Source organism: Streptomyces sp. NBC_01304 (assembly GCF_035975855.1).
In the GTDB taxonomy this organism is placed as follows: domain Bacteria; phylum Actinomycetota; class Actinomycetes; order Streptomycetales; family Streptomycetaceae; genus Streptomyces.
Genome location: NZ_CP109055.1, coordinates 1188412 through 1207430 on the forward strand (window position 1 = coordinate 1188412; position 19019 = coordinate 1207430).

Here is a 19019-nt window from a genome sequence, read left to right on the forward strand (position 1 = left end):
GACCGACATGCCACTTACGACCCTGGACGACCTCCTCACCGAACGACTCGCGCTGCTCGACCGGCGCCTGACGGAGCTGGGCTCGGTCGTGGTCGCGTTCTCCGGCGGCGCGGACTCCGCGCTCCTGGTGGCGGCCGCCGTCCGCGCGCTCGGCCCCGGCCGGGTGATCGCCGCGACCGGCGACTCGGCAAGCCTCTCGCAGCGCGAACGCGGCGCCGTGCGGGACCTCGCCGGGGAGCTCGGCGCGGCCCACTCCTTCGTCGACACCCATGAGCTGGACACGGCCGGGTACCGGGACAACTCCCGGTCGCGCTGCTGGTTCTGCAAGGACGAACTGGTCAAGCGGCTCCAGGAGTTGGCCACGGAGGCGGGCTTCGCCCATGTCGCGACGGGGACCAACGCGGACGACCTCAGCGACCCCTTCCGCCCCGGCATCCGGGCGGCCGCGCTGCACGGCGCCGTGACCCCGCTGGCCGACGCCGGCCTCACCAAGGACCAGGTGCGCGCGGCAAGCCGGGCCTGGTCCCTGGTCACCTGGGACAAGCCTGCCGCGCCGTGTCTGTCCAGCCGGATCGCGTACGGCCTGACCATCACGCGGGAACGCCTGCGCCGGGTGGACACCGCCGAGCACTCCCTGCGTACGATCCTGCGGCGCGCCGGCATCGACACGTACGACCTGCGGGTCCGCGACCGGGGCGACAGCGCCCTGATCGAGGTCGACCCGGCGGCGGTGCCCGAGGTCGCGGCCTGCCAGGAGGGCCTGGACGCCGTGCTGCGGGCCGGGTTCGCCTCGGTCGCGGTCGACCCTCGCGGCTTCCGGTCCGGATCGCTCAACGAGACAGCCCACAACACCCCCACCACCAGGGGGCGTTGAGCGATGGACCGCGACGAAGTCCGGACGCTCCTGCGCCGGGTGGCCTCCGGCACCGAGACTGCGGAAGCGGCCCTGCACACCTTGGTGGCGGGCCCGCTGTCCCCCGGCCGTACCGGGGCGGCGGGAATCGACGATCTCGGCTTCGCCCGCCTGGACACGCATCGGGCGCTGCGCACGGGCGACCCCGAAGTGGTCTACGGCGCGGGCAAATCGGCCGCGCAGACCCTCGCACTCCTCGAAGCTCTGGTCCGGCAGCCGGGACGGCGCCCGGCTCTCGCGACCCGACTGACGGACGAGGCCATGGATGCCGCGTCCCGGGCAATCCCCGATGCCCGCGTCGACCGGCTCGCCCGCTGCGTGGCGGTGGGCGAGCCGGCCGCTCCCACCGGCCGGGTCCTGGTGGTGTCGGCCGGTACCTCGGACGAACCGGTGGCGCGCGAAGCGGCCTTCGTGGCAAGGGAGTTCGGCTGCTCGACCGAGATCGTGCGCGACGTGGGGGTGGCCGGAATCCACCGGGTGCTCGCGGTCCGCGCGGAGCTGGACGACGCGGACTGCCTGATCGTCGTCGCCGGGATGGACGGGGCGCTGCCGAGCGTGGTGGCCGGGCTTGTCCGCATTCCCGTCGTGGCGGTGCCGACCAGCGTCGGGTACGGCAGTGCCTTCGGCGGGCTCGGCGCGCTGCTCGCCATGCTCAACTCCTGCGGTCCGGGCGTGGTGGTGTGCAACATCGACAACGGGTTCGGGGCCGCAGTGGCGGCAGCACGGATCACGCGCGTCGCGGCACGCCGCGAGGCGGAGTCACCCGCTGCGGTGGGCCCATGAGCCCGAGGGCAGGCATCGGTACAGGGTCGACGGCCGCCTGGTTCGACTGCTCGGCGGGGGCCTCCGGAGACATGCTCCTGGGCGCGCTGCTCGATGCCGGCGCCTCGCTGGAGACGGTCCAGCGAGCGGTCGACGCCGCCGTACCCGACAGCATCCGGATCCGCGTGGGGAAGGTCCTGCGCTGCGGCATGTCCGCCACGAAGGCGTACGTCGACACCGCACCCGACCCCCCGCACCGGACCTGGAGTTCACTGCGCGACACGCTCGCACGGGCCGCGCTCCCCGACCCGGTGCGGGACCGGGCGTACGCCGTCTTCGCCTCCCTCGCCGAGGCCGAGGCCGCCGTGCACGGGACGGGCGTCGACGACGTCCACTTCCACGAGGTCGGCGCGCTCGACGCGATCGGGGACGTCGTGGGGGTGTGCGCTGCCTTCCACGAGCTCGGCATCGGCGACGCGACGGCCACACCGCTGGTGCTCGGCTCCGGCAGGACGCGAACTGCCCACGGCGAGCTGCCCGTTCCGGCTCCTGCCGTCCTCAGGCTGCTCGCCGACCGCGGCGCACCGGCCCGCTCCGGTCGCTTCCCGTACGAGATGTGTACGCCGACGGGCGCCGCCCTGATGCTGTCGCTGGCCTCCGCGTGGGGTGCGATGCCTCCGCTCCAGGTGCGCGATGTCGGGGTCGGGGCCGGCACTCGTGAGCTGCCGGACGCCCCCAATGTGGTCCGGGTGGTCCTCGGAACCGCCGTGCACAGTGCGCCGCCGGAGCCGCTCAACCCGGCCGCGGAGGCGGCGGTGGTCGAGGCGAACGTCGACGATCTCGACCCGCGGATCTGGCCGCACGTCCTGGCCGGGCTGATGGCGCTCGGCGCGTCCGACGCCTGGCTCACTCCCGTACTGATGAAGAAGGGCCGCCCCGCCCACACCCTCTCCGTGCTGTGCACGCCGGGTGTCGTGGCGGCCGTACGGGAGCTGGTGGTGACCGAGACGTCGACCATCGGCACCCGTGAATACCGGGTCGGCAAGCGGGAGTTGGCGCGCGAGACGGTCACGGCCTCGGTGGACGGCGCCCCTGTGCGGGTCAAGCTGGCCCGGCATCGCGGGCGGGTCGTCAACGTACAGCCCGAGTACGAGGACGTGGTGATCGCCGCGGCGCGTCTCGGGGTCCCGGTGAAGACGGCGCTGGCCCGGTCGATCGCCGCGGCCGAAGGCCGTGCCCAGCCCACGCAGGACACGCAGGACGAGGAGTCAGGTCGATGAAGCATGTGATCGTGGTCGGCGGCGGGCTCGCGGGCCTGCGCTCGGCCGAGGCGCTGCGGGCGCAGGGCTACGACGGCGAGCTGACGCTGGTCGGGGCCGAGCCGCACGCACCGTACGACCGGCCGCCGCTCTCCAAGGACGTCCTGGCGGGCGAGTGTGACGACACCACCCTGCCCGCGGACTGGCAACAGCTGGGCTGTGAGCGGCGGTTGGGGCTTCGGGCCGAGGGGCTGCGCCCGCACGACGAGAAGCCGGGCGGGGTCCTCGAAACGGATGCGGGGCCGCTGGACTTCGACGGACTGGTCGTCGCGACGGGTGCGACGCCCGTGCGGCTGCCGGGCGAGGGGTTCCAGCACGTCGTACGGACCGTGGACGACGCGCGGGGGCTGCGGATCCAACTCCGCGAGGGCGCCCGGGTGGTGATCGTCGGTGCGGGCTGGATCGGCGCCGAGGTGGCGACCGCGGCGGCCGCGAAGGGCTGCCGGGTCACCGTCCTCGAGGCCGCGGCCACCCCGCTCGCCGCGGCGCTCGGCCCGCAAGCGGGCGCGCTCACCGCCGGCTGGTACGCCGAGGCCGGGGTCGCGCTGCGCTGCGGGGTGCGGGTCGCCTCGGTGGAGCGGGGCGGAGTGGCCCTGGCCGACGGGGAGTTCGTGCCGGGCGACGCGGTCGTGTCCGGCGTCGGGGTGCGCCCGGAGGTCGGCTGGCTTGCGGGCTCCGGAATCGAGGTGGGGCGGGGCGTCGTGGTCGACAGTTCACTGCGGACCGGCCGCCCGGAGATCGTGGCGGTGGGCGACTGCGCCGCCTGGTGGTCGCGCCGCTACGGCCGCAGGCTCCTCGTCGAACACTGGGACTCGGCCCTCAACGCCCCAGCGGTGGCGGCTAGTTCACTGCTCGGCAAGGAAGCCTCGTACGACCCCGTGCCCTACTTCTGGTCGGAGCAGTTCGGCCGGATGGTGCAGTACGCGGGGCATCCCGCGGCCGCGGACCGGCTGCTCCTGCGCCGCCCGCCCGGGGATCGCGGCTGGAGCGCGCTCTGGCTCCGCGGCAATCGGCTGGAAGCCGTCCTGACCATCGACCGGCCCCGCGACATGGTGCAGGGGCGACGGCTCATCGCCGAAGCCACCGCGCTCGACAGCAACCTCATGGCCGACCCGAACGTGCCCCTGCGCGACGCGGCACGTCACCGGCCCCCGCGCGCCGCACGTACGAGCCGCGCCCCCGGAACCTGATCCGCCTCGTTCCACGACCGGTACCCCACGCACCACGGGCACCGGCCTACCCACTGGAGACTCATGTCCTTCCGCCGCCCGCGCTTCCCGGGTGAACGCGCCCTGGTGACCGGGATATCCATCGACGCGACCGGCTCGGGGATGTACGTCCCCTTCACGCTGGTCTTCTTCCTGCACGTCACCGGCCTGCCGCTGGGCGTGATCGGCGTCGTGCTCACCGTCACCGGCCTCGCCGCCATCGCCACCGTGCCGCTGGCCGGTACGGCGGTCGACCGGTTCGGCGCCAAGCGGGTGCAGCTGTTCCTGTACGTGCTGCGCGCGGTGAGCTTCGCCCTGTTCCCGCTGGCCGACCAATTGCCGACCTTCGCGGCCCTGGCGCTGCTCACCGCGATCGGGACCCGGGCCTTCCCCGCCGTGCTGCAGGCGCGGATCGCCGAACTCGTCGGCGAGGGCGACCGGGACCGGATGCAGGCGCTGCAGCGCAGCCTCGGCAATGCCGGGCTCGGCGCGGGCACCCTGCTCGCCTCGCTGCTCATCGCCGTCGGCGGGGACGCGGGCTATGTCATCGCGGCCCTGGCGAACGCGGGCAGCTTCCTGCTCGCGGCGCTGCTCGCCCTGCGCACGCCCGCGAGCCCGGTGGCGGCGGCCCACGGCCGGGCCGAGCGGCCGGGCTCCTACCGGCTGGTGGCGCGGGACCGGCCGTTCCTCGCGCTGATCCTCGCCAATGTCCTGGTGGCACTCGGCTATACGTCCCTGACCGTGCTGCTCCCGGTCTACTCCGACTGGCTGGAGCTGCCCGAAGGGCTCACCGGGGTCGCCTTCGTGGTCAACACCGCGCTCTGCGCCACCCTCGGCGTCCCCGTCGGCGCCCTCATCCGGCACCGCTTCACCACGCGCAGCCGTGCCGCGGCGGCCGGGGCGGGCCTGTTCGTCCTGTCCTTCCTCGGCATGACCGCGATCGGCGTGGTCCGTCCGCACCACGTGTCCGTGCTCCTGGGCTGTCTGCTCGCGGCCGTGATCGTGATGACCATGGGCGAGCTGGTGCACAGCCCCGCCGCGGCCGCGCTGACCCAGGCGGTGGCGCCGGCGGAGCTGCGCGGGCGGTACATGGCCGCGTTCCAGCTCTCCTGGTCACTGGCGTACGCGCTGACGCCCGCGCTGTTCACCTTGCTGCTGAGCGTCGACGGCCGGCTGCCCTGGCTGGTCGTGACGGTGACGTCGCTGCTCGGCGGGGCGCTCCTGCTGCGGGTCGAACGCTCCCTCGCGCCGGAGGCCGTCCGGTTCCCGCCCAGGACGGCTTCGGCCCTGCCGACCTGACACATCCGAAGTCCCTTCGGGCCAATCCGGCCCCGACCGGGCTTCCGAACACCTAACCGAGGAACACAGAGAGAGGTTGGAATGGATCGCGTCTCGTTGACCGCGGAGTACCTCGACAAGCTGCAGAAGGGAAACCTCAAGGCGGGCGAACTCCTGGGCGCGCTGCCCGAGAACAGGATTCTCAACAGCGACAAGCCCGGCGGCAAGGGCCAGTGGCTCGCCCGCCCGTTGTTCCTCGGCCGTGCCGAACAGGCGCAGGTGGCAGGCGACTTGGAGACCCTGCTCGCCGCGCTGGCAAGCCTGCCCGACCGGCTTTTCGGGGGCGACTTCGAAGCGTTCGCCCGCGCGGTGGGCCTGAACGACATCCAGGTCTCCGCGGTGCTGCGCAGCCGGAGCACCCCGATGACGCGCCAGACCCGTGCGGACCTGATCTGCGACGGGACCGGCTTCAAACTGCTCGAACTCAACATGGGCAGCACGATCGGCGGCGCGGAGAACGTGGACGCCTGCCGTGAACTGCTCGCCCACCCCGCGCTCGCCGAGTTCGCCGACCGCCACGCGCTCGGCTTCATGGACTCGCTGCGCGGGATGGGGCACAACATCCTCGTGGAGAGCGGGTTCGCGCCGGGCGACCGTCCGCTGGTGGCCATGACCGACTCCCCGGAGCACTTCGCCAAGGAACTCCCGTACATGACGCAACTGTGCGCGCGCCTGCGGGAGTCCGGGCTGCGCGCCCACCCCTGCCACCTCGGGCAGCTGGCGCTGCGCGACGGCCGGGTGTGGCTCGACGACGCGCCCGTGGACATCGTCATGCGCACCTTCGCCATCGGGGACGTCCTGAATCCTCAGGTGCGCGCGCTCCTGGAGCCGGTCCTGGACGCGGCGCTGCGCGGCGAGGTCAAGATGTTCACTCCGCTGGACACGTCGGCGTACGCCAGCAAGGGTGCGCTCGCCATGCTCTCCGACGAGAACAACCGGGAGCACTTCAGCGCCGGGGAACGGGCGAGCCTGGACCGCATCCTCCCGTGGACCCGGATGGTCCGCCGGGGCCCCGTCACCCTGGAAGGCGGCGAGCGGGTCGACCTCGTCGGGCACGCGCTGGCGCAGCAGCGGCAGCTCGTGCTCAAACCGACCTCGCTGTCCGGCGGCAAGGGCGTGGTCCTCGGCTGGGCCGACGGCGTCACCCCCGAGCGGTGGCGCGAGCAGATCGAGACGGCCGTCGACGGCCCCTGGGTCCTCCAGCGCCGGATCCACCCGGCCTTGGAGGAAGTCCCCGACGACGACGGCCGACTGCGGCAATTCCGGCCCGTGTGGGGGGTGTTGACCGGGGTCGACGGCTTCATCGGCGCCAGCGTCCGGGCCATTCCGGCAACCGTGGGAGATGTCGTCGTGAATGTGTCGAACGGAGCGCACGTGGGAGCCGTACTACATCAGACGACAAAGTCAGGACCGGCCTGACCGACCGCCGCAATCCCGCGCCACCGGGATTCGACAGGAGATCGTCGATCAAACCGAGATTTCCTCGTTCGGACGTCCGGAAAGGCCACTGCCACCATGACGGAATCAACTCCTGAATCCTTGACCGGCACACCACGCCGGCACGAAAATCGGCAATGCCTGATTCAGTCGAATTCCAGCCATGCACCACGCGCCCCCCTCGAGGGCATATGCCGTCGAAGGGGGCGCTCCGCACCACCCATCGACCCGCGGAACGTCCGCGTACACGCTGGTCGGAGCCACACCACGCACAGGGCGACACCCCCGAGCCCACTTCAGCACCGGACTTGAAGAGTGAACTACGTGACGCGTACTGCGTCGCGTTCGCACCGGCCGGAACGCTACGCTCACAGCACGCTGAAAGGCCACGGCCACCTACCGATCAATTCACCGCCTGAGACGTCGCGGCCCATCGGATGAAAGATCAGCTGAATTCGAGTCGTACACCGGCATCGACTTCAGACACGGGGGAAACATCATGCACGAATCTCATCAGGACAGTGATGTCTGCGCCGACGCGGACGAGTTATGCAGGACGTCGGCCGCACAACCGGTCACGGCCTGCGAGGCCTTTCGCCGGGTACTGGCCGAGCGGCCGGGCCCGCGCCGCATCGTGCAGCTGACCGGCCGGTTCGCCACGGAGGCGGTCAACGGGTCCGACTCCGAGTTGGCGCGGTTCATGAGCGCCGAGGTCATCGGGCGCGGCCACGTGCTGCGCCTGCTGCTCGCCCGGCCGGCGAGCCAGGGGTCGGGCGCCCGCCCGCACATGGCACGCGTCGCGGCCCAGGGCGCGCGCATCCGCGTCACCGCCGGGCCACTGCCCAACCTGGCCTCGCTCGCCGCCGAACTCGCCCTCGTACACACGGGGAGCCTGCGGAATGGAGGTCCGCGGATCATGGTCGTCCACCGGGAGGCCACCGCCGCGCTGCAGCAGATCCAGCAGACCCTGTGGGACCACGCCGAGGAGTTGCCGCCGCCGCGCCGCACCGGGCGCCCGGTGCAGTTGGACCCGGCACAGCTGCAGGTCCTGCGGATGCTGGGTTCCGGCATGAAGGACGACGCCGCCGCCCGCCAGATGAACGTGTCCGTACGCACCTACCGACGGCACGTCGCCACGATCCTGCGGGCCTTGGGCGTCAGCACCAGGTTCGAGGCCGGACTCAGCGCCGCGGAGCTCGGCCTCCTGATGGAACGTCAGAAACCCAAACGCTCCCCCGAGTTGCCGAGAGACCTGTACCGCTCCTTCACGCCACAGTGCGGTTGATCACATCGGGGCCGCATCCCCAGGTCAGAGGGCCCGCCCGGGATCCTGAGAGCTCCGCCTGGATCTCGACCCGTCATACCCATGGCCCCTTGTCGCCGATTAGTGCATTCTCCGCCCCACCACAAGGGCGAGGGTGGTGACCGCGCCTCGCCCGCGCACCGTGATGACTTAGGAGTGGCATCTCATGGAGTTCGGACTCTTCCTCAACGGATTCATTCCCGGCATGGCGGCGCACGACCGCCCCTCCGAACACCTGGCGCTGAAGCGGGAGATGGACCTCGCGATCAAGGCGGACAAGCACAACTGGAAGTACGTGTGGTTCGGCGAGCACCACTCGCTGACCGAGTACAGCCACATGTCGGCGCCCGAGGTCGTGATGGGGTACGTCGCCGCCAAGACCGAGCGCATCCACCTCGGCACCGGCATCAACAGCCTCTCGCCGCGCAAGGAGCACCCGGTCCGCTACGCCGAGCGCGCCGCCATGCTCGACCACATCACCGAGGGCCGCTTCGAGTGGGGCACGGGGCGCGGCGCGGGCAGCCACGAGGTCGCCTCGTTCAACATCATGGACACCTCCACGACCAAGGCCGAATGGGACGAGGTCGCGCCCGAGATCGTGCGGATGTGGGAGCAGTACGACTACTCCTTCCAGGGCGAGCACTTCACCGTGCCGACCCCGCACAACATCCTGCCCAAGCCGTACGGCCACTCGCACCCGCCGATCTGGATGGCGTGCGGCAACCCGGGGTCGTTCGCCAAGGCCGGCTCCCTCGGCATCGGCGCGATCGCCTTCAACTTCGAGCCGATCTTCGAGCTGAAGGGCCGGATCGCCGCCTACAAGGAGGCCGCCGAGAACCCGGTGAGCATCCTCGGCGACTACCAGAACAACAACGTGATGATGACCAACACGGTCATCTGCCTCAACGACCGCAAGCGGGCACGTGAGATAGCGATGCACGCGGGTCTCGGCTACCTGGTCACGCTGGTGAACCTGTACCACGACACCATGCCCAAGTCGATGGACGAGCGGACCTGGCCGACGCCGCCGATCGCGTTCAGCGAGCTCGGTGGCGAGGAGATCCTGGACGAGATCATCAAGGCGGGGCTGATGCTCTGCGGCACCCCCGACGAGGTCTGCGAGCAGGTCGCGGCCTATCAGACCGTGGGCTGCGACCAGTTGGTCTTCGGCATGACCGGCGGCATGACCTTCGACGAGCACCTGGAGATGGTCGAGATCTTCGGCAACAAGGTCATCCCCGAGTTCGACACGAACCCGGAGCACTCCACCGCGGTCTACCGGCGCAACGCCCAGGGCCCCAAGTACCCCTCCCACAACAACCCGGTGCCCGAGGACCTGAAGCACACCGTGCTGCCGCCGAGCGCGATCATGCCGCTGCAGGACTGACGGCACGGGCAAGACGTATCGCGGGCCGGCCGGACCCTGATCCCAGGGTCCGGCCGGCCCGCGTCACGTGCCTCGGACGGCCACGGCGATCATCACTGGCTCAGACGGCCACAGCGACAGCCGCCGTCACACCGATCACGACGATCATGCCGCGCAGTACCTGGGGAGGCAGCCGCCGCCCCACCTTCGCGCCGACCAGGCCGCCCACCACGGAGCCCGCGGCGATCACGCCTGCCGCCGCCCAGGCGACATCCGTCACCGCGATGAACAGGACCGCGGCAACACCGTTGACGATCGCGGCGAGCACGTTCTTGGCGGCGTTCAGACGCTGCAGGTCGTCCCGCAGCCAGGTGCCGAACAGGGCCATGAGCAGGACCCCTTGGGCCGCACCGAAGTAGCCGCCGTACACGGCGGTGCACCCCACGCCGAGCCACACCGGCACACCACCGTCGTCGCGGGCCTCCCTCTCCTTCTCCTTGCGGCGCTCCGTCAGCCACTTGCTCAGCCGGGGCTGGATCAGGACCAGGACGCAGGCGATCAGGATGAGCACCGGCACGGCCGCGCTGAAGGTGTCCGAGGGAAGTCGCAGCAGCAGTACGGCACCGACGATCCCCCCGACGAGCGCCGCGGCGCCCAGCCGCAGCAGCCTCGCCCCCTGCCCCTTGAGCTCCTCGCGATAGCCGTAGGCCGCACCGAGGACGCCCGGCACGAGGCCGATGGTGTTGGAGACGTTGGCAAGGACGGGTGGGTAGCCGAGGGCCAGCAGGGTCGGGAAGGTGATCAGGGTCCCGGAGCCGACCACGGCGTTGATGGCGCCCGCCGCGACGGCAGCGGCAGCCAGGCCGACCATTTCGAGTGCTTGCACAAATCACCTTTCGGCCCGGAACGGCGGCGCGTCCCGGGAAACAGCAGAGTCAGGGGCAACGGGTGGGTCGGCACCCGGCATTGGGCCCGGAAACCGTCCGGAACGGTCTCCGGGCCCGGCCGGGTTGCCGCCCTGGGCCCGACAAGATCCTCCCGCCCGGCCAACTGCCAAGTCAATCCTCGGGTTTCCTTGCCCACCCCCAAGCTGTAGCTTCACCCTCCATGACCCTCGACGACCTCCGCGTCTTCGTCGCCGTCTGCCGCACCGGCAGTCTGAGCGCCGTCGCCCGTGATCTGACCTGTACGCAATCGGCGGTGAGCCAGCACATCAAGCGGCTCGAGCGGGAGACGGGCATCAGCCTCCTGGAGCGCCATCCGCGCGGTGTCATACCGACCCCCGCGGGCCGGCTCCTGCACACCGCGGCGGCCGGCGGCCTCGGCGACATCGACCACGCCCTGCGCCGCCTGCGCGACCTGGTCCGCGGCGAGGCCGGCTCGGTCCGCGTCACCACCGGAGCCACCACGGTCCGGCACTTCATGTCCGAGGCCGTGGTCGCCTTCCGCCACCGCCACCCCGGCGTCAGCCTGGAATTCCAGACCGCCACCTCCAGCCGCAGCTGCTTCGACGCGCTCCTCGCGGGCGGCCTCGACCTGGCCTGGATCACCCTCGGCGAGCCGGTGCGCGGCATCGAACTGCGCCCCGTCGTCGAGCTCCCCTGGGTCCTCGCCGTCGCCGCCGACGACCCCATGGCCACCAAGTCCCGTATCGCCCCCGCCGACCTTGCCGACATCCGCCTGCTCGCCCTGCCGCAGAACGCGACGTCCCGCTCCCACCTGGACGCCTGGCTGGCCGGCGCCGGCATCGACCCGGCCTCCGACACCAGCGTCTCCGACTGGGACACCGCGATCCTCCTTGCCGAGCTCGGCCTCGGCCACGCCATCGTCCCCGACCTCCCCGCCTGGCACGGCCCCACCCACCCCGACCTGCGCCTCGTACCCATCCCCGACCTGCCCGCGCTGTGGACCGGCTGGGCCGTCCGCCGCTGGGAGTCGTTGTCCCCGCCGGCCCGCGCGTTCGCCGACACGGTGGAGGCGAGCTGCGAGCAGGCCTTCGGAGCCAGACCGGACGGGCCGGACAGGCGGCGACGTACCGTGAACGCGTGCAGCTGATCGAGATATCCGACCTGGTCGTCGACCACTCCCCGGGCACCCACGACCGCCTTCCCGTGCGCCGGGACGAGGTCGTGGCGCGCCTCACGGCGGCGGGCGACCGGCGCGGGGCCCGCATCGCCGCGGGACTGGCCTGCGACGCCGACGGGGTGCTCGACCCAGCCGCCGTGGACCGGCGCCTGGTCGCCGTGCACACCGAGCTGCAGCGGCTGAGCGAGGAGCTGCGACTCGGCGAGCGCATCGCCGATCTGCTGCGCCCGCTGCTCGCCGTGATCCGCGCCGCCGACCCGGCGGCGGGCCGGCTGCGGGTGGTGGACGTGGGGTGCGGTCTCGGTCATCTCGTACGGTGGCTCGCCGCGTCCGGCGCGCTCGGGCCCGACGTCGACCTGCTCGGCGTGGACTTCAACGCCGCACTGGTCACCGAGGCCGACCGCCTGGCCCGGGACGAGGGCCTCGACTGCCGGTTCGTCCAGGGCGACGCGTTCGCCCTGGGGCCCGCGGCGGAAGTCGTGTCTGCCCCGCGGCGAGCGGGAGCACCGGGCGAAAGGCCAGGTACGCCCGGTCCGTCGAAGGGTCCTTCCGACCCACAGGCCGTCGCCGAGCCCACCACCGTGTACGTCTCCACCGGCGTGCTCCACCACTTCCGCGGGCCCGACCTCGAAGCCTTCTTCGCCGCCCAGGCCACGCCGGGAACCGCGGCCTTCTGCCACTTCGACATCGCCGCCACCTCACTCGCACCCGTCGGGGCCTGGATCTTCCACCGGGCGCGGATGCGGGATCCGCTGGGGCGTCATGACGGCGTGGTGTCCGCCCGCCGTGCCCATGACGACGAGACCCTGCTGAGCGCGGCGGCGCACGCCGAGGGAATGGTCCCGCTGGTGTACGAACCGCGCGGTCGCAGCAGCCCGTTCTGCACCACGATCCGCCCCGTCGTCGGCCTGCGCCCCGCCCTGCTGCCGCCGCTGCGGGCCGCACTTGGCGCGGCGGCCTCGAGCCGCCTGGTCGGGGCTCCGGACAAGTCCCTTGCCGGTGGCGCCCGATGAACGCGCTCGCCCTGCTCGCCCTCGGCCTCGCCGATGCGGCCTTCGCCGGATTCCGGGCCTACGCCGGGCGCGACGGCCGCATCCGCAAGGGCAGAGCGGCGCTGCTCGCGGCCCGGCGGGGGCTGGCGACAGGAGTGCCCGGCCTGGTGTTGACCGCCGCCGTCGCGGCGGGCCTGCTGCTCGGTGCGGGCGACCGGGCCGAGCGCTACGCGACACTCGACGACGCGGCCGGCCGGATGCTCCTCGTGTACGCCCCGTACACGGCCGTGGTCCTCGCGAGCCTGTGCTGCTACTTCTGGGGCAACTTCCGGATCAGCACCCTGGCCGTCGTCATCGGCCTGGGCCCGCTGACCCTGCTGCGGCCGTTGGTCGTCCTCGCCGGCGCGGTGGCAGCGGCCCGGGGGTCGCTGCCGGGCGCCGTCGTGGCGACGGTCGCGTCGGCGGCGGTGCTGCTCGTCGAGCCGGTCGTGCACCGCCGCTGGTACGCCGTACCGCTCTGACCCTTGCGTTGCAGGGGTGGTCAGCCCTTGCGCTGCAGGCGTGCCGAGAGGTGGTGCTGCAGGGGCTGGCCGACCGCCGCGAGGTCGTGGACGAAGGTGAGCGTGTCCGCGTCGGTCAGCGTGTAGCGGCGACGGGTGGCGTCGACCTCCTTGGCGGTGGGGGTGCGGGCCACCTCGGAGGTCGCCAGGTCGACCGAGCCGCCGGCCGCCCGGCCGACGGCGATCTCCGCGATGCCGGTGGGCTGCGTGATCAGCGCCTCCACCCGGCCGTCGGGCTGCAGCCGCCACCAGCCGCTCTCCCGGGCCGACGGGCGCAGCGGGCTGCCGTCGGCGTCGAGCAGCCAGGCCCGGGCGTCGTAGTGGAGGAAGGGCCTGCCGTCGTGGCTGAAGGTGACCTCCTGCGCGTAACGGAAGTCCGCGTCGAGCGTCGGGTACTCGCCCTGCCCTTGGCCGTGCCAGGTGCCGAGCAGACCGAGCACGGGCGCAAGGAGTGCGTGCGGTGCGGGCGCCCCGTCCGGTCGCGGGCTGTCGGGGTACGGGTGCGTCGGTGCGGGGTCGAACAAGGGGTGCGCTCCTGGGATCGGATCAGGTCGGGCCGGTGCGGGCAGGTTCGGTGCCGGATGGCAGCCTAGAGCGCCGGTGCCCTCGACGACGGCAGGGGGCCGCACCCGGGGAGAGGGAACTTGACGACGTTCCGGCAGCACATGGAGCAACTGGCCCTGCACGCCCTGCAGTCGTTCCCGCAGGAGGCGCTGCCCGGCATCTACGCCGTCACGTTCCGCCTCGACAGCGTCGACCAGGACCCGAGGTACCCCTACCTGGCGGTCGGCCACACCACGGAGTCCGAGGTCGCCCGCGTGCTGGCACAGCCGCGGCCGCCGGAGCCGTGGGAGGCCAGGTGGAGTTACGCCTACTTCCCGGCGTCCGGCCTCGAAGGCGTCCGCATCGCGGGCCACGACCCCGAACACGACCCGGTCGGGGCCGAGTTGCACCGGCGGGAAGCGGTGGCCCAGGGCCTCTGGTACGAGGACGACGAGGATGAGCAGGGAGATGACGCGGAGGACCAGCAAGACGACGCGGAGCAGGACGACGACGAGGTTCGCGACGAGCGCCTCACCGAGGAGTTCCGCGAGCTCTGCGTGGCTGTCGCCCGGCAGCTCCACAGGGACGGCCGGATCGCCGCCGCCCTCGGCCGGCCACTGCCGGTGATCCTCTACGACATGTTCGACCCCGACGCGATGTTCGCCCTCACCCGGGCCGCCAATCCCGCGGAACTGATCACGGAGTTCTTGAGCGAAGAACCACGGTAGGCCTGGGCAGGCCTCGGCAGGGAGCAACCCGGAGGGCACGGAACCCCGGGGAAACGATCGGATCGATCAATTCCCCTTCCTCCATTGAGTACTTGAGCGCACCCGTGCTAGAAACCGCTTACCCCACAGCGGCACCCGCGCCCGTACCGCCTCCCCCCTCCCTCCTTCGCCTCACCCGGAGACCGCAATGACGCGTTCCTGGTCCCGCCGCACCCTGCTCGCCGCGACCGGCGGCGCCGCACTCGCCCTGCCCTTCGCCGCACCGGCCCTGTTCACCGGGCAGGCCTCGGCGGCGGACGCGTACGGCGAGCTGCGTGCCAAGTGGCGCACCCTGATCCTCGGCGAGGGGTTCAGCCCGACGGCCGAGCCCTTCAAGAGCCGCCTGGCCGAGCTCGGCACCAGCGCGAGCACCTACCGGGCCTCGATGTCCCCGGCGACCGGTTCGCTGTGGCCGGACCTGGTCTACGCGGACCCCGAGCCGGACACCGACCAGGAGTCGTTCACCTTCTCCGGCAACATGGCGAACAGCTACGGCCGCCTGAACACCATGGCCCAGGCCTACAGCCAGCCCGGCACCGGCCTGACCGGTGACGCCGCCCTGAAGTCGGCGATCCTCACGGGCCTGGACCACCTCTACTCGAAGGTCTACAACGAGGGGCAGGCCCGCTACGGCAACTGGTGGAGCTGGCAGATAGGCGCCCCGCAGGCGCTCCTCGACGTCTGCGTCCTCATGTACGACCAGCTGTCGGCGACGCAGATCGCCAACTACTGCAAGGCCGTGGACCACTTCGTGCCGGACTCCGCGGTGGGCTCGTACACGGGGACGTCCACCGGCGCCAACCGCGTCGACCTGTGCCGGGTCCTCGCGCTGCGCGGCGTCGTCGGTGCGAACTCCGCGAAGATCGCCCTGGCCAGGGACGCGCTCTCGCCGGTCTTCCCGTACGTCACCTCGGGCGACGGGCTCTACACCGACGGCTCGTTCATCCAGCACACCACCGTCCCCTACACCGGCTCGTACGGCTCGGTCATGCTTGGCGGTCTCGGCATGCTGTTCGCGCTGCTCGCCGGGTCCACCTGGGCGGTCACCGACGCCAAGCGGCAGATCATCTTAGACGCGGTGGAGCACGCCTGGGCGCCGTTCCTCTACAACGGCCTGGTCATGGACAACGTCGCGGGCCGCGCCATCAGCCGGGGCGTCGCCGCCGCCGACCCCAAGAAGATCCAGGCCGACGACCATCTGCGCGGCCACTCCATCCTCGCCTCCATCGCCCTGCTCGGGCAGGGCGCCTCCGCCGCCGAGAACGGGCGCTGGCGAGGCCTGGTCAAGGGCTGGATGCAGCGCGACTACTACAGCCCGCCGCTCAGCAACCCGTCACTGGGGCTGACAAGTCTGGCCCGGCTCAAGGCAGTTGCCGACGACTCTTCCGTGACCGCGATCGCCGAGCCGACCGGGCACCGGCTGTTCACCGAGATGGCGCGGGCCACGCACCGCCGTCCCGGCTGGGCCGCCTCGATCAGCATGGCCGACAAGCGGATCACGTACTACGAGACCGGCAACGGCGAGAACCTGCGCGGCTGGCACACCGGCTCGGGAATGCTCTCCTGGTGGGGCGACACCTTCGCCAACGGCCAGTACAGCGACGCCTTTTGGCCCACCGTGGACCCCTACCGGCTGCCCGGCACCACCGCCTCCCGCAAGGTCCTCGCAGACGCGGCGGGCGGGGACTGGGGCGCCTCGAAGCCGGACGTCAACTGGGTCGGCGGCGCCTCCGACGGACAGCGGGCGGCCATCGGCCAGTACCTCAAGGGCCTGCAGTCCACCCTCATGGCGAAGAAGTCCTGGTTCTGCCTGGACGACACGATCGTGTGCCTCGGCGCGGGCATCAAGTGCACCGACGGCGCCGCGGTCGAGTCGACCGTGGAGAACCGCAACCTCGGCCCGACCGGCACCACGTCCTTCACCGTCGACGGCACCGCCAAGCCCACCACGGCCCCCTGGTCGGAAACGCTCACCGGCGCCAAGTGGGCGCACCTCGGCGGCCACGGCGGCTATGTCTTCCCCGGCGGCGCGAATATCAAGGCGCTGCGTCAGGAACGTACGGGCAAGTGGAGCGACATCAACAAGGGCGGCGCCACCACCGCCGTCAGTCGCAAGTACCTCACGCTGTACGTCGACCACGGCACCAACCCGACCGCCGGGAGCTACGCGTACCAGCTGCTGCCCGGCGCGAGCGCGGCGCAGACCTCGGCCCGGTCCGCGGACGCCAACTGGCTGAAGGTCCTTGCCAATTCGGACAACCAGCAGGGCATCGCCGTGCCCGCGCTCGGCTTCACCGGGGTCAACTTCTGGTTCGGCGGGAGCGTCGGGACGCTCACCGCGAGCGCGCCCTGCGCGGTGATGATCAGCGAGAAGAGCGACGGTACGGCGGTGATCTGTGTCAGCGATCCGATGCGGATGCAGACGTCGCTGACCCTCACCTGGAACCGCGCCGTCACCTCGGTGACGTCCAAGCCCGCGACCGTGACGTCGGCGACCACCGGCGCCTCGCTGAAGCTCACCTTCGGCGACCTCAGGGGCACTCGCGGCACCACCCAGAAGATCACCGTGAAGCTCGGCTGACCCACGGCGGGGGGATGAGAGCCTGCCTTTGAACCCCCGTCGTTCGCGCGAAGCGCGGGCGCAGCGGCGTTCGGTGCGTGCGCTCGGCGTGCGTGCCGGGCGTCGGGGCGCAGGCGGGGGTTCAAAGGCAGGCTCTGAGCCCGGACGGACCACGCGGCGGGCGGCGGGCGCGGGCCTTGCCCACCATGGGGACATGATCTCTGTGTCTCGTGCCGTCGCCGTCGTGTGCAGTGCCGCCCTGACGGCGGCCGTCTCGGGCTGCGCGGGCGGTTCCCCGCAGCAGCCGGTCAAGGCCGCCCCGTCGCCCCTCCCCGTCGCCGCGAAGGCGTCCGCGTCGGCGTCCGCCGCGCCCCGCCACCGCCCGTTCCCCGCGGTGCCGAGCATCGCCGAGTGCCGCAAGGTCCTCGGCTCGGCCTGCTACACGGCGGACCAGGTCCGCACGGCGTACGGCATCGACAAGCTCAACTCCGAGGGGCTGACCGGCAAGGGCCGCACGGTCGTGGTCTATGAGGAGGTCGTGCCGGACACCCTGAAGAAGGACCTGGAGACCTTCAGCAAGGCCATGAAGCTGCCCGCCCCCGACGTCACGGTCGAGACGTACGCGCCGGGCGGTTCCGTCGCCAAGTTCGACGCACGCAACGAGACGATGGCACGGTCCGCCACCGAGGCGACCCTCGATGTGCAGATGGTGCACATGGCCGCGCCCGACGCGAAGATCGTCGTCACCCAGATCGGGCTGCCCGGCGCCGCGTTCCGCAGCGGCGCCTCGCAGCAGCCCAAGCCGGAGACCGCCGAGCAGGCGGCACAGGGGGCGAAGGCGGGGGCCGCGCTGATCATGGACGGGATCGCCCAGAGCGTGGACAAGCACAGCCCGGACGCCCTCTCGATCAGCTTCGGCCTCCAGGAGTACACGGCTGCCGACAGCACCATGTTCCCCGCCGAGGCGCTGGAGAAGCTCAGCGCGCCGCTGGCCGAGGTCGTCGCGGGCGGCACCACGCTGGTGGCGAGCGCCGGGGACTCCGGGGCCGCTCCCCCGGTCGGCCGGGAGCACCAGCGGGTCAGGTCCGTGTCGTGGCCGGCCTCCGACCCGAGCGTGCTCTCCCTCGGCGCCTCCCGGCTGCACCTGGACGACCAGGGCAAGCGCACCGCCCCGGACACGGTGTGGAGCGACCGCCACGGAGCCACCGGCGGTGGACCTTCGCAGACCTTCGCACGGCCCGGCTACCAGAACGGCGTGGAGAAGGTGACCGGGAAGCAGCGCGGTACGTCCGACATCTCCATGGACGGCTCCGCGTCCGGCGGGACGCTGATCTACCAGGGGTTCCTGCCCGAGGGCGCGGGCTGGATGCCGGTGGGCGGGACCAGCGAGTCCGCGCCGATGTTCGCGGCTCTGGTCGCGCTGGCGAACCAACAGGCGGAGGCCCGGATCGGCTCCGTGCACGAGGCGCTGTACGGACTTGTGGGCAAGCCGGAGGGCGGAGTTGTCGACATCACCGAGGGCGTCAACGGCCCGGACGGCTTCCGGGCCGGGCCCGGCTACGACCTGGCCTCCGGGCTGGGAACCGTGGACGCATCCGTCTTCGTCCCAGCGCTGGCGGCCGCGGCATCGGGTGCGGACGCCGGCTCGGATTCGGGCGCGGCCGCCGACTCAGAGCCGCAGGCGGACCCTCAGTCGCAGCCGAAGGTAAAGCCCGAGCCCGAGCCCGAGTCCTATTCAGAGCCGGAGTCGGAGTCGTACTCCGAGTCGGACGAGTGACGTCCGGGCGGCCGGGTGACCTCGGGCCCGCGTGACCCGTTGATGCGGCATCGAACGTACGGGGCACGGAAGGGCGGACGCGGTGCGCA

Annotated in this window: 16 protein-coding genes; 14 read left to right on the top strand and 2 right to left on the bottom strand. The window is 71.9% G+C overall.

Annotated features, from left to right (window positions below):
- Positions 1 to 7: 7 nt before the first annotated feature.
- The 8 genes from larE (at position 8) to OG430_RS05235 (ending at position 9667) form a co-directional block, all read left to right on the top strand.
- On the top strand, positions 8 to 874 hold the full coding sequence (gene larE, locus OG430_RS05200; RefSeq protein ID WP_327358960.1) for an ATP-dependent sacrificial sulfur transferase LarE: 867 nt from the start codon (positions 8 to 10) through the stop codon (positions 872 to 874).
- Between the two features lie 3 nt (positions 875 to 877).
- Positions 878 to 1696 carry a nickel pincer cofactor biosynthesis protein LarB gene (gene larB, locus OG430_RS05205; protein ID WP_327351216.1) on the top strand — a complete coding sequence of 273 codons (819 nt, stop codon included), beginning with the start codon at positions 878 to 880 and terminating at the stop codon, positions 1694 to 1696.
- Positions 1693 to 2955, top strand: coding sequence for a nickel pincer cofactor biosynthesis protein LarC (larC, locus tag OG430_RS05210; protein ID WP_327351217.1), 1263 nt, complete (start codon positions 1693 to 1695; stop codon positions 2953 to 2955). Before larB ends, larC begins: the two co-directional genes overlap by 4 nt.
- Positions 2952 to 4184: an NAD(P)/FAD-dependent oxidoreductase gene (locus OG430_RS05215; RefSeq protein WP_327351218.1), complete on the top strand. Its 1233-nt coding sequence runs from the start codon at positions 2952 to 2954 to the stop codon at positions 4182 to 4184. The genes larC and OG430_RS05215 overlap by 4 nt, the downstream gene beginning before the upstream one ends.
- A 63-nt stretch (positions 4185 to 4247) precedes the next feature.
- Positions 4248 to 5501 (top strand): MFS transporter, encoded by a 1254-nt coding sequence (locus OG430_RS05220; RefSeq protein WP_327351219.1) that lies wholly within the window; start codon positions 4248 to 4250, stop codon positions 5499 to 5501.
- An 81-nt stretch (positions 5502 to 5582) separates the two neighbouring features.
- Entirely contained in the window at positions 5583 to 6959 is a 1377-nt protein-coding gene (locus OG430_RS05225; protein ID WP_327351220.1) for a hypothetical protein, read from the top strand.
- A 517-nt stretch (positions 6960 to 7476) separates the two neighbouring features.
- Positions 7477 to 8262 carry a helix-turn-helix transcriptional regulator gene (locus OG430_RS05230; RefSeq protein ID WP_327351221.1) on the top strand — a complete coding sequence of 262 codons (786 nt, stop codon included), beginning with the start codon at positions 7477 to 7479 and terminating at the stop codon, positions 8260 to 8262.
- Between the two features lie 184 nt (positions 8263 to 8446).
- Positions 8447 to 9667, top strand: a complete 1221-nt coding sequence (locus OG430_RS05235; protein ID WP_327351222.1) for an LLM class flavin-dependent oxidoreductase — start codon at positions 8447 to 8449, stop codon at positions 9665 to 9667.
- A 100-nt stretch (positions 9668 to 9767) separates the two neighbouring features.
- Here the strand turns inward: OG430_RS05235 and OG430_RS05240 are convergent, their stop codons facing one another.
- The gene (locus OG430_RS05240; RefSeq protein ID WP_327351223.1) at positions 9768 to 10532 is read right to left on the bottom strand and encodes a sulfite exporter TauE/SafE family protein; all 765 of its coding nucleotides are present in this window, start codon (positions 10530 to 10532) and stop codon (positions 9768 to 9770) included.
- A gap of 221 nt (positions 10533 to 10753) precedes the next feature.
- Between OG430_RS05240 and OG430_RS05245 the strand changes: the two genes are divergently transcribed.
- Genes OG430_RS05245 through OG430_RS05255 form a run of 3 tightly spaced genes read left to right on the top strand, consistent with a single transcriptional unit; the run spans position 10754 to position 13244 of the window.
- The gene (locus OG430_RS05245; protein ID WP_327351224.1) at positions 10754 to 11701 is read left to right on the top strand and encodes a LysR family transcriptional regulator; all 948 of its coding nucleotides are present in this window, start codon (positions 10754 to 10756) and stop codon (positions 11699 to 11701) included.
- Positions 11692 to 12744: a class I SAM-dependent methyltransferase gene (locus OG430_RS05250; RefSeq protein ID WP_327351225.1), complete on the top strand. Its 1053-nt coding sequence runs from the start codon at positions 11692 to 11694 to the stop codon at positions 12742 to 12744. Before OG430_RS05245 ends, OG430_RS05250 begins: the two co-directional genes overlap by 10 nt.
- The gene (locus tag OG430_RS05255) at positions 12741 to 13244 is read left to right on the top strand and encodes a hypothetical protein (protein ID WP_327351226.1); all 504 of its coding nucleotides are present in this window, start codon (positions 12741 to 12743) and stop codon (positions 13242 to 13244) included. Before OG430_RS05250 ends, OG430_RS05255 begins: the two co-directional genes overlap by 4 nt.
- Positions 13245 to 13264: 20 nt before the next feature.
- Here OG430_RS05255 and OG430_RS05260 read toward each other — a convergent pair whose 3' ends face one another.
- A complete protein-coding gene (locus OG430_RS05260) occupies positions 13265 to 13807 on the bottom strand; it encodes an FABP family protein (RefSeq protein WP_327351227.1) in 543 nt (180 codons plus the stop codon).
- Between the two features lie 120 nt (positions 13808 to 13927).
- Between OG430_RS05260 and OG430_RS05265 the strand changes: the two genes are divergently transcribed.
- From OG430_RS05265 to OG430_RS05275, 3 genes are all read left to right on the top strand, one after another.
- Positions 13928 to 14554, top strand: a complete 627-nt coding sequence (locus OG430_RS05265; protein WP_327351228.1) for a hypothetical protein — start codon at positions 13928 to 13930, stop codon at positions 14552 to 14554.
- Between the two features lie 187 nt (positions 14555 to 14741).
- Positions 14742 to 17174 carry a polysaccharide lyase 8 family protein gene (locus OG430_RS05270; protein WP_327351229.1) on the top strand — a complete coding sequence of 811 codons (2433 nt, stop codon included), beginning with the start codon at positions 14742 to 14744 and terminating at the stop codon, positions 17172 to 17174.
- A 193-nt stretch (positions 17175 to 17367) separates the two neighbouring features.
- Positions 17368 to 18930, top strand: coding sequence for a S53 family peptidase (locus tag OG430_RS05275; RefSeq protein ID WP_327351230.1), 1563 nt, complete (start codon positions 17368 to 17370; stop codon positions 18928 to 18930).
- The last annotated feature ends 89 nt before the right edge of the window (positions 18931 to 19019 follow it).

Bases quoted from the DNA above. Each gene is read 5' to 3' on its own strand.
- larE (WP_327358960.1), top strand. From the start codon at position 8: ATGCCACTTACGACCCTGGACGACCTCCTCACCGAACGACTCGCGCTG.
- larB (WP_327351216.1), top strand. From the start codon at position 878: ATGGACCGCGACGAAGTCCGGACGCTCCTGCGCCGGGTGGCCTCCGGC.
- OG430_RS05275 (WP_327351230.1), top strand. From the start codon at position 17,368: ATGATCTCTGTGTCTCGTGCCGTCGCCGTCGTGTGCAGTGCCGCCCTG.
- OG430_RS05230 (WP_327351221.1), top strand. From the start codon at position 7,477: ATGCACGAATCTCATCAGGACAGTGATGTCTGCGCCGACGCGGACGAG.
- OG430_RS05255 (WP_327351226.1), top strand. From the start codon at position 12,741: ATGAACGCGCTCGCCCTGCTCGCCCTCGGCCTCGCCGATGCGGCCTTC.
- OG430_RS05225 (WP_327351220.1), top strand. From the start codon at position 5,583: ATGGATCGCGTCTCGTTGACCGCGGAGTACCTCGACAAGCTGCAGAAG.
- OG430_RS05215 (WP_327351218.1), top strand. From the start codon at position 2,952: ATGAAGCATGTGATCGTGGTCGGCGGCGGGCTCGCGGGCCTGCGCTCG.
- OG430_RS05235 (WP_327351222.1), top strand. From the start codon at position 8,447: ATGGAGTTCGGACTCTTCCTCAACGGATTCATTCCCGGCATGGCGGCG.
- larC (WP_327351217.1), top strand. From the start codon at position 1,693: ATGAGCCCGAGGGCAGGCATCGGTACAGGGTCGACGGCCGCCTGGTTC.
- OG430_RS05270 (WP_327351229.1), top strand. From the start codon at position 14,742: ATGACGCGTTCCTGGTCCCGCCGCACCCTGCTCGCCGCGACCGGCGGC.
- OG430_RS05220 (WP_327351219.1), top strand. From the start codon at position 4,248: ATGTCCTTCCGCCGCCCGCGCTTCCCGGGTGAACGCGCCCTGGTGACC.
- OG430_RS05245 (WP_327351224.1), top strand. From the start codon at position 10,754: ATGACCCTCGACGACCTCCGCGTCTTCGTCGCCGTCTGCCGCACCGGC.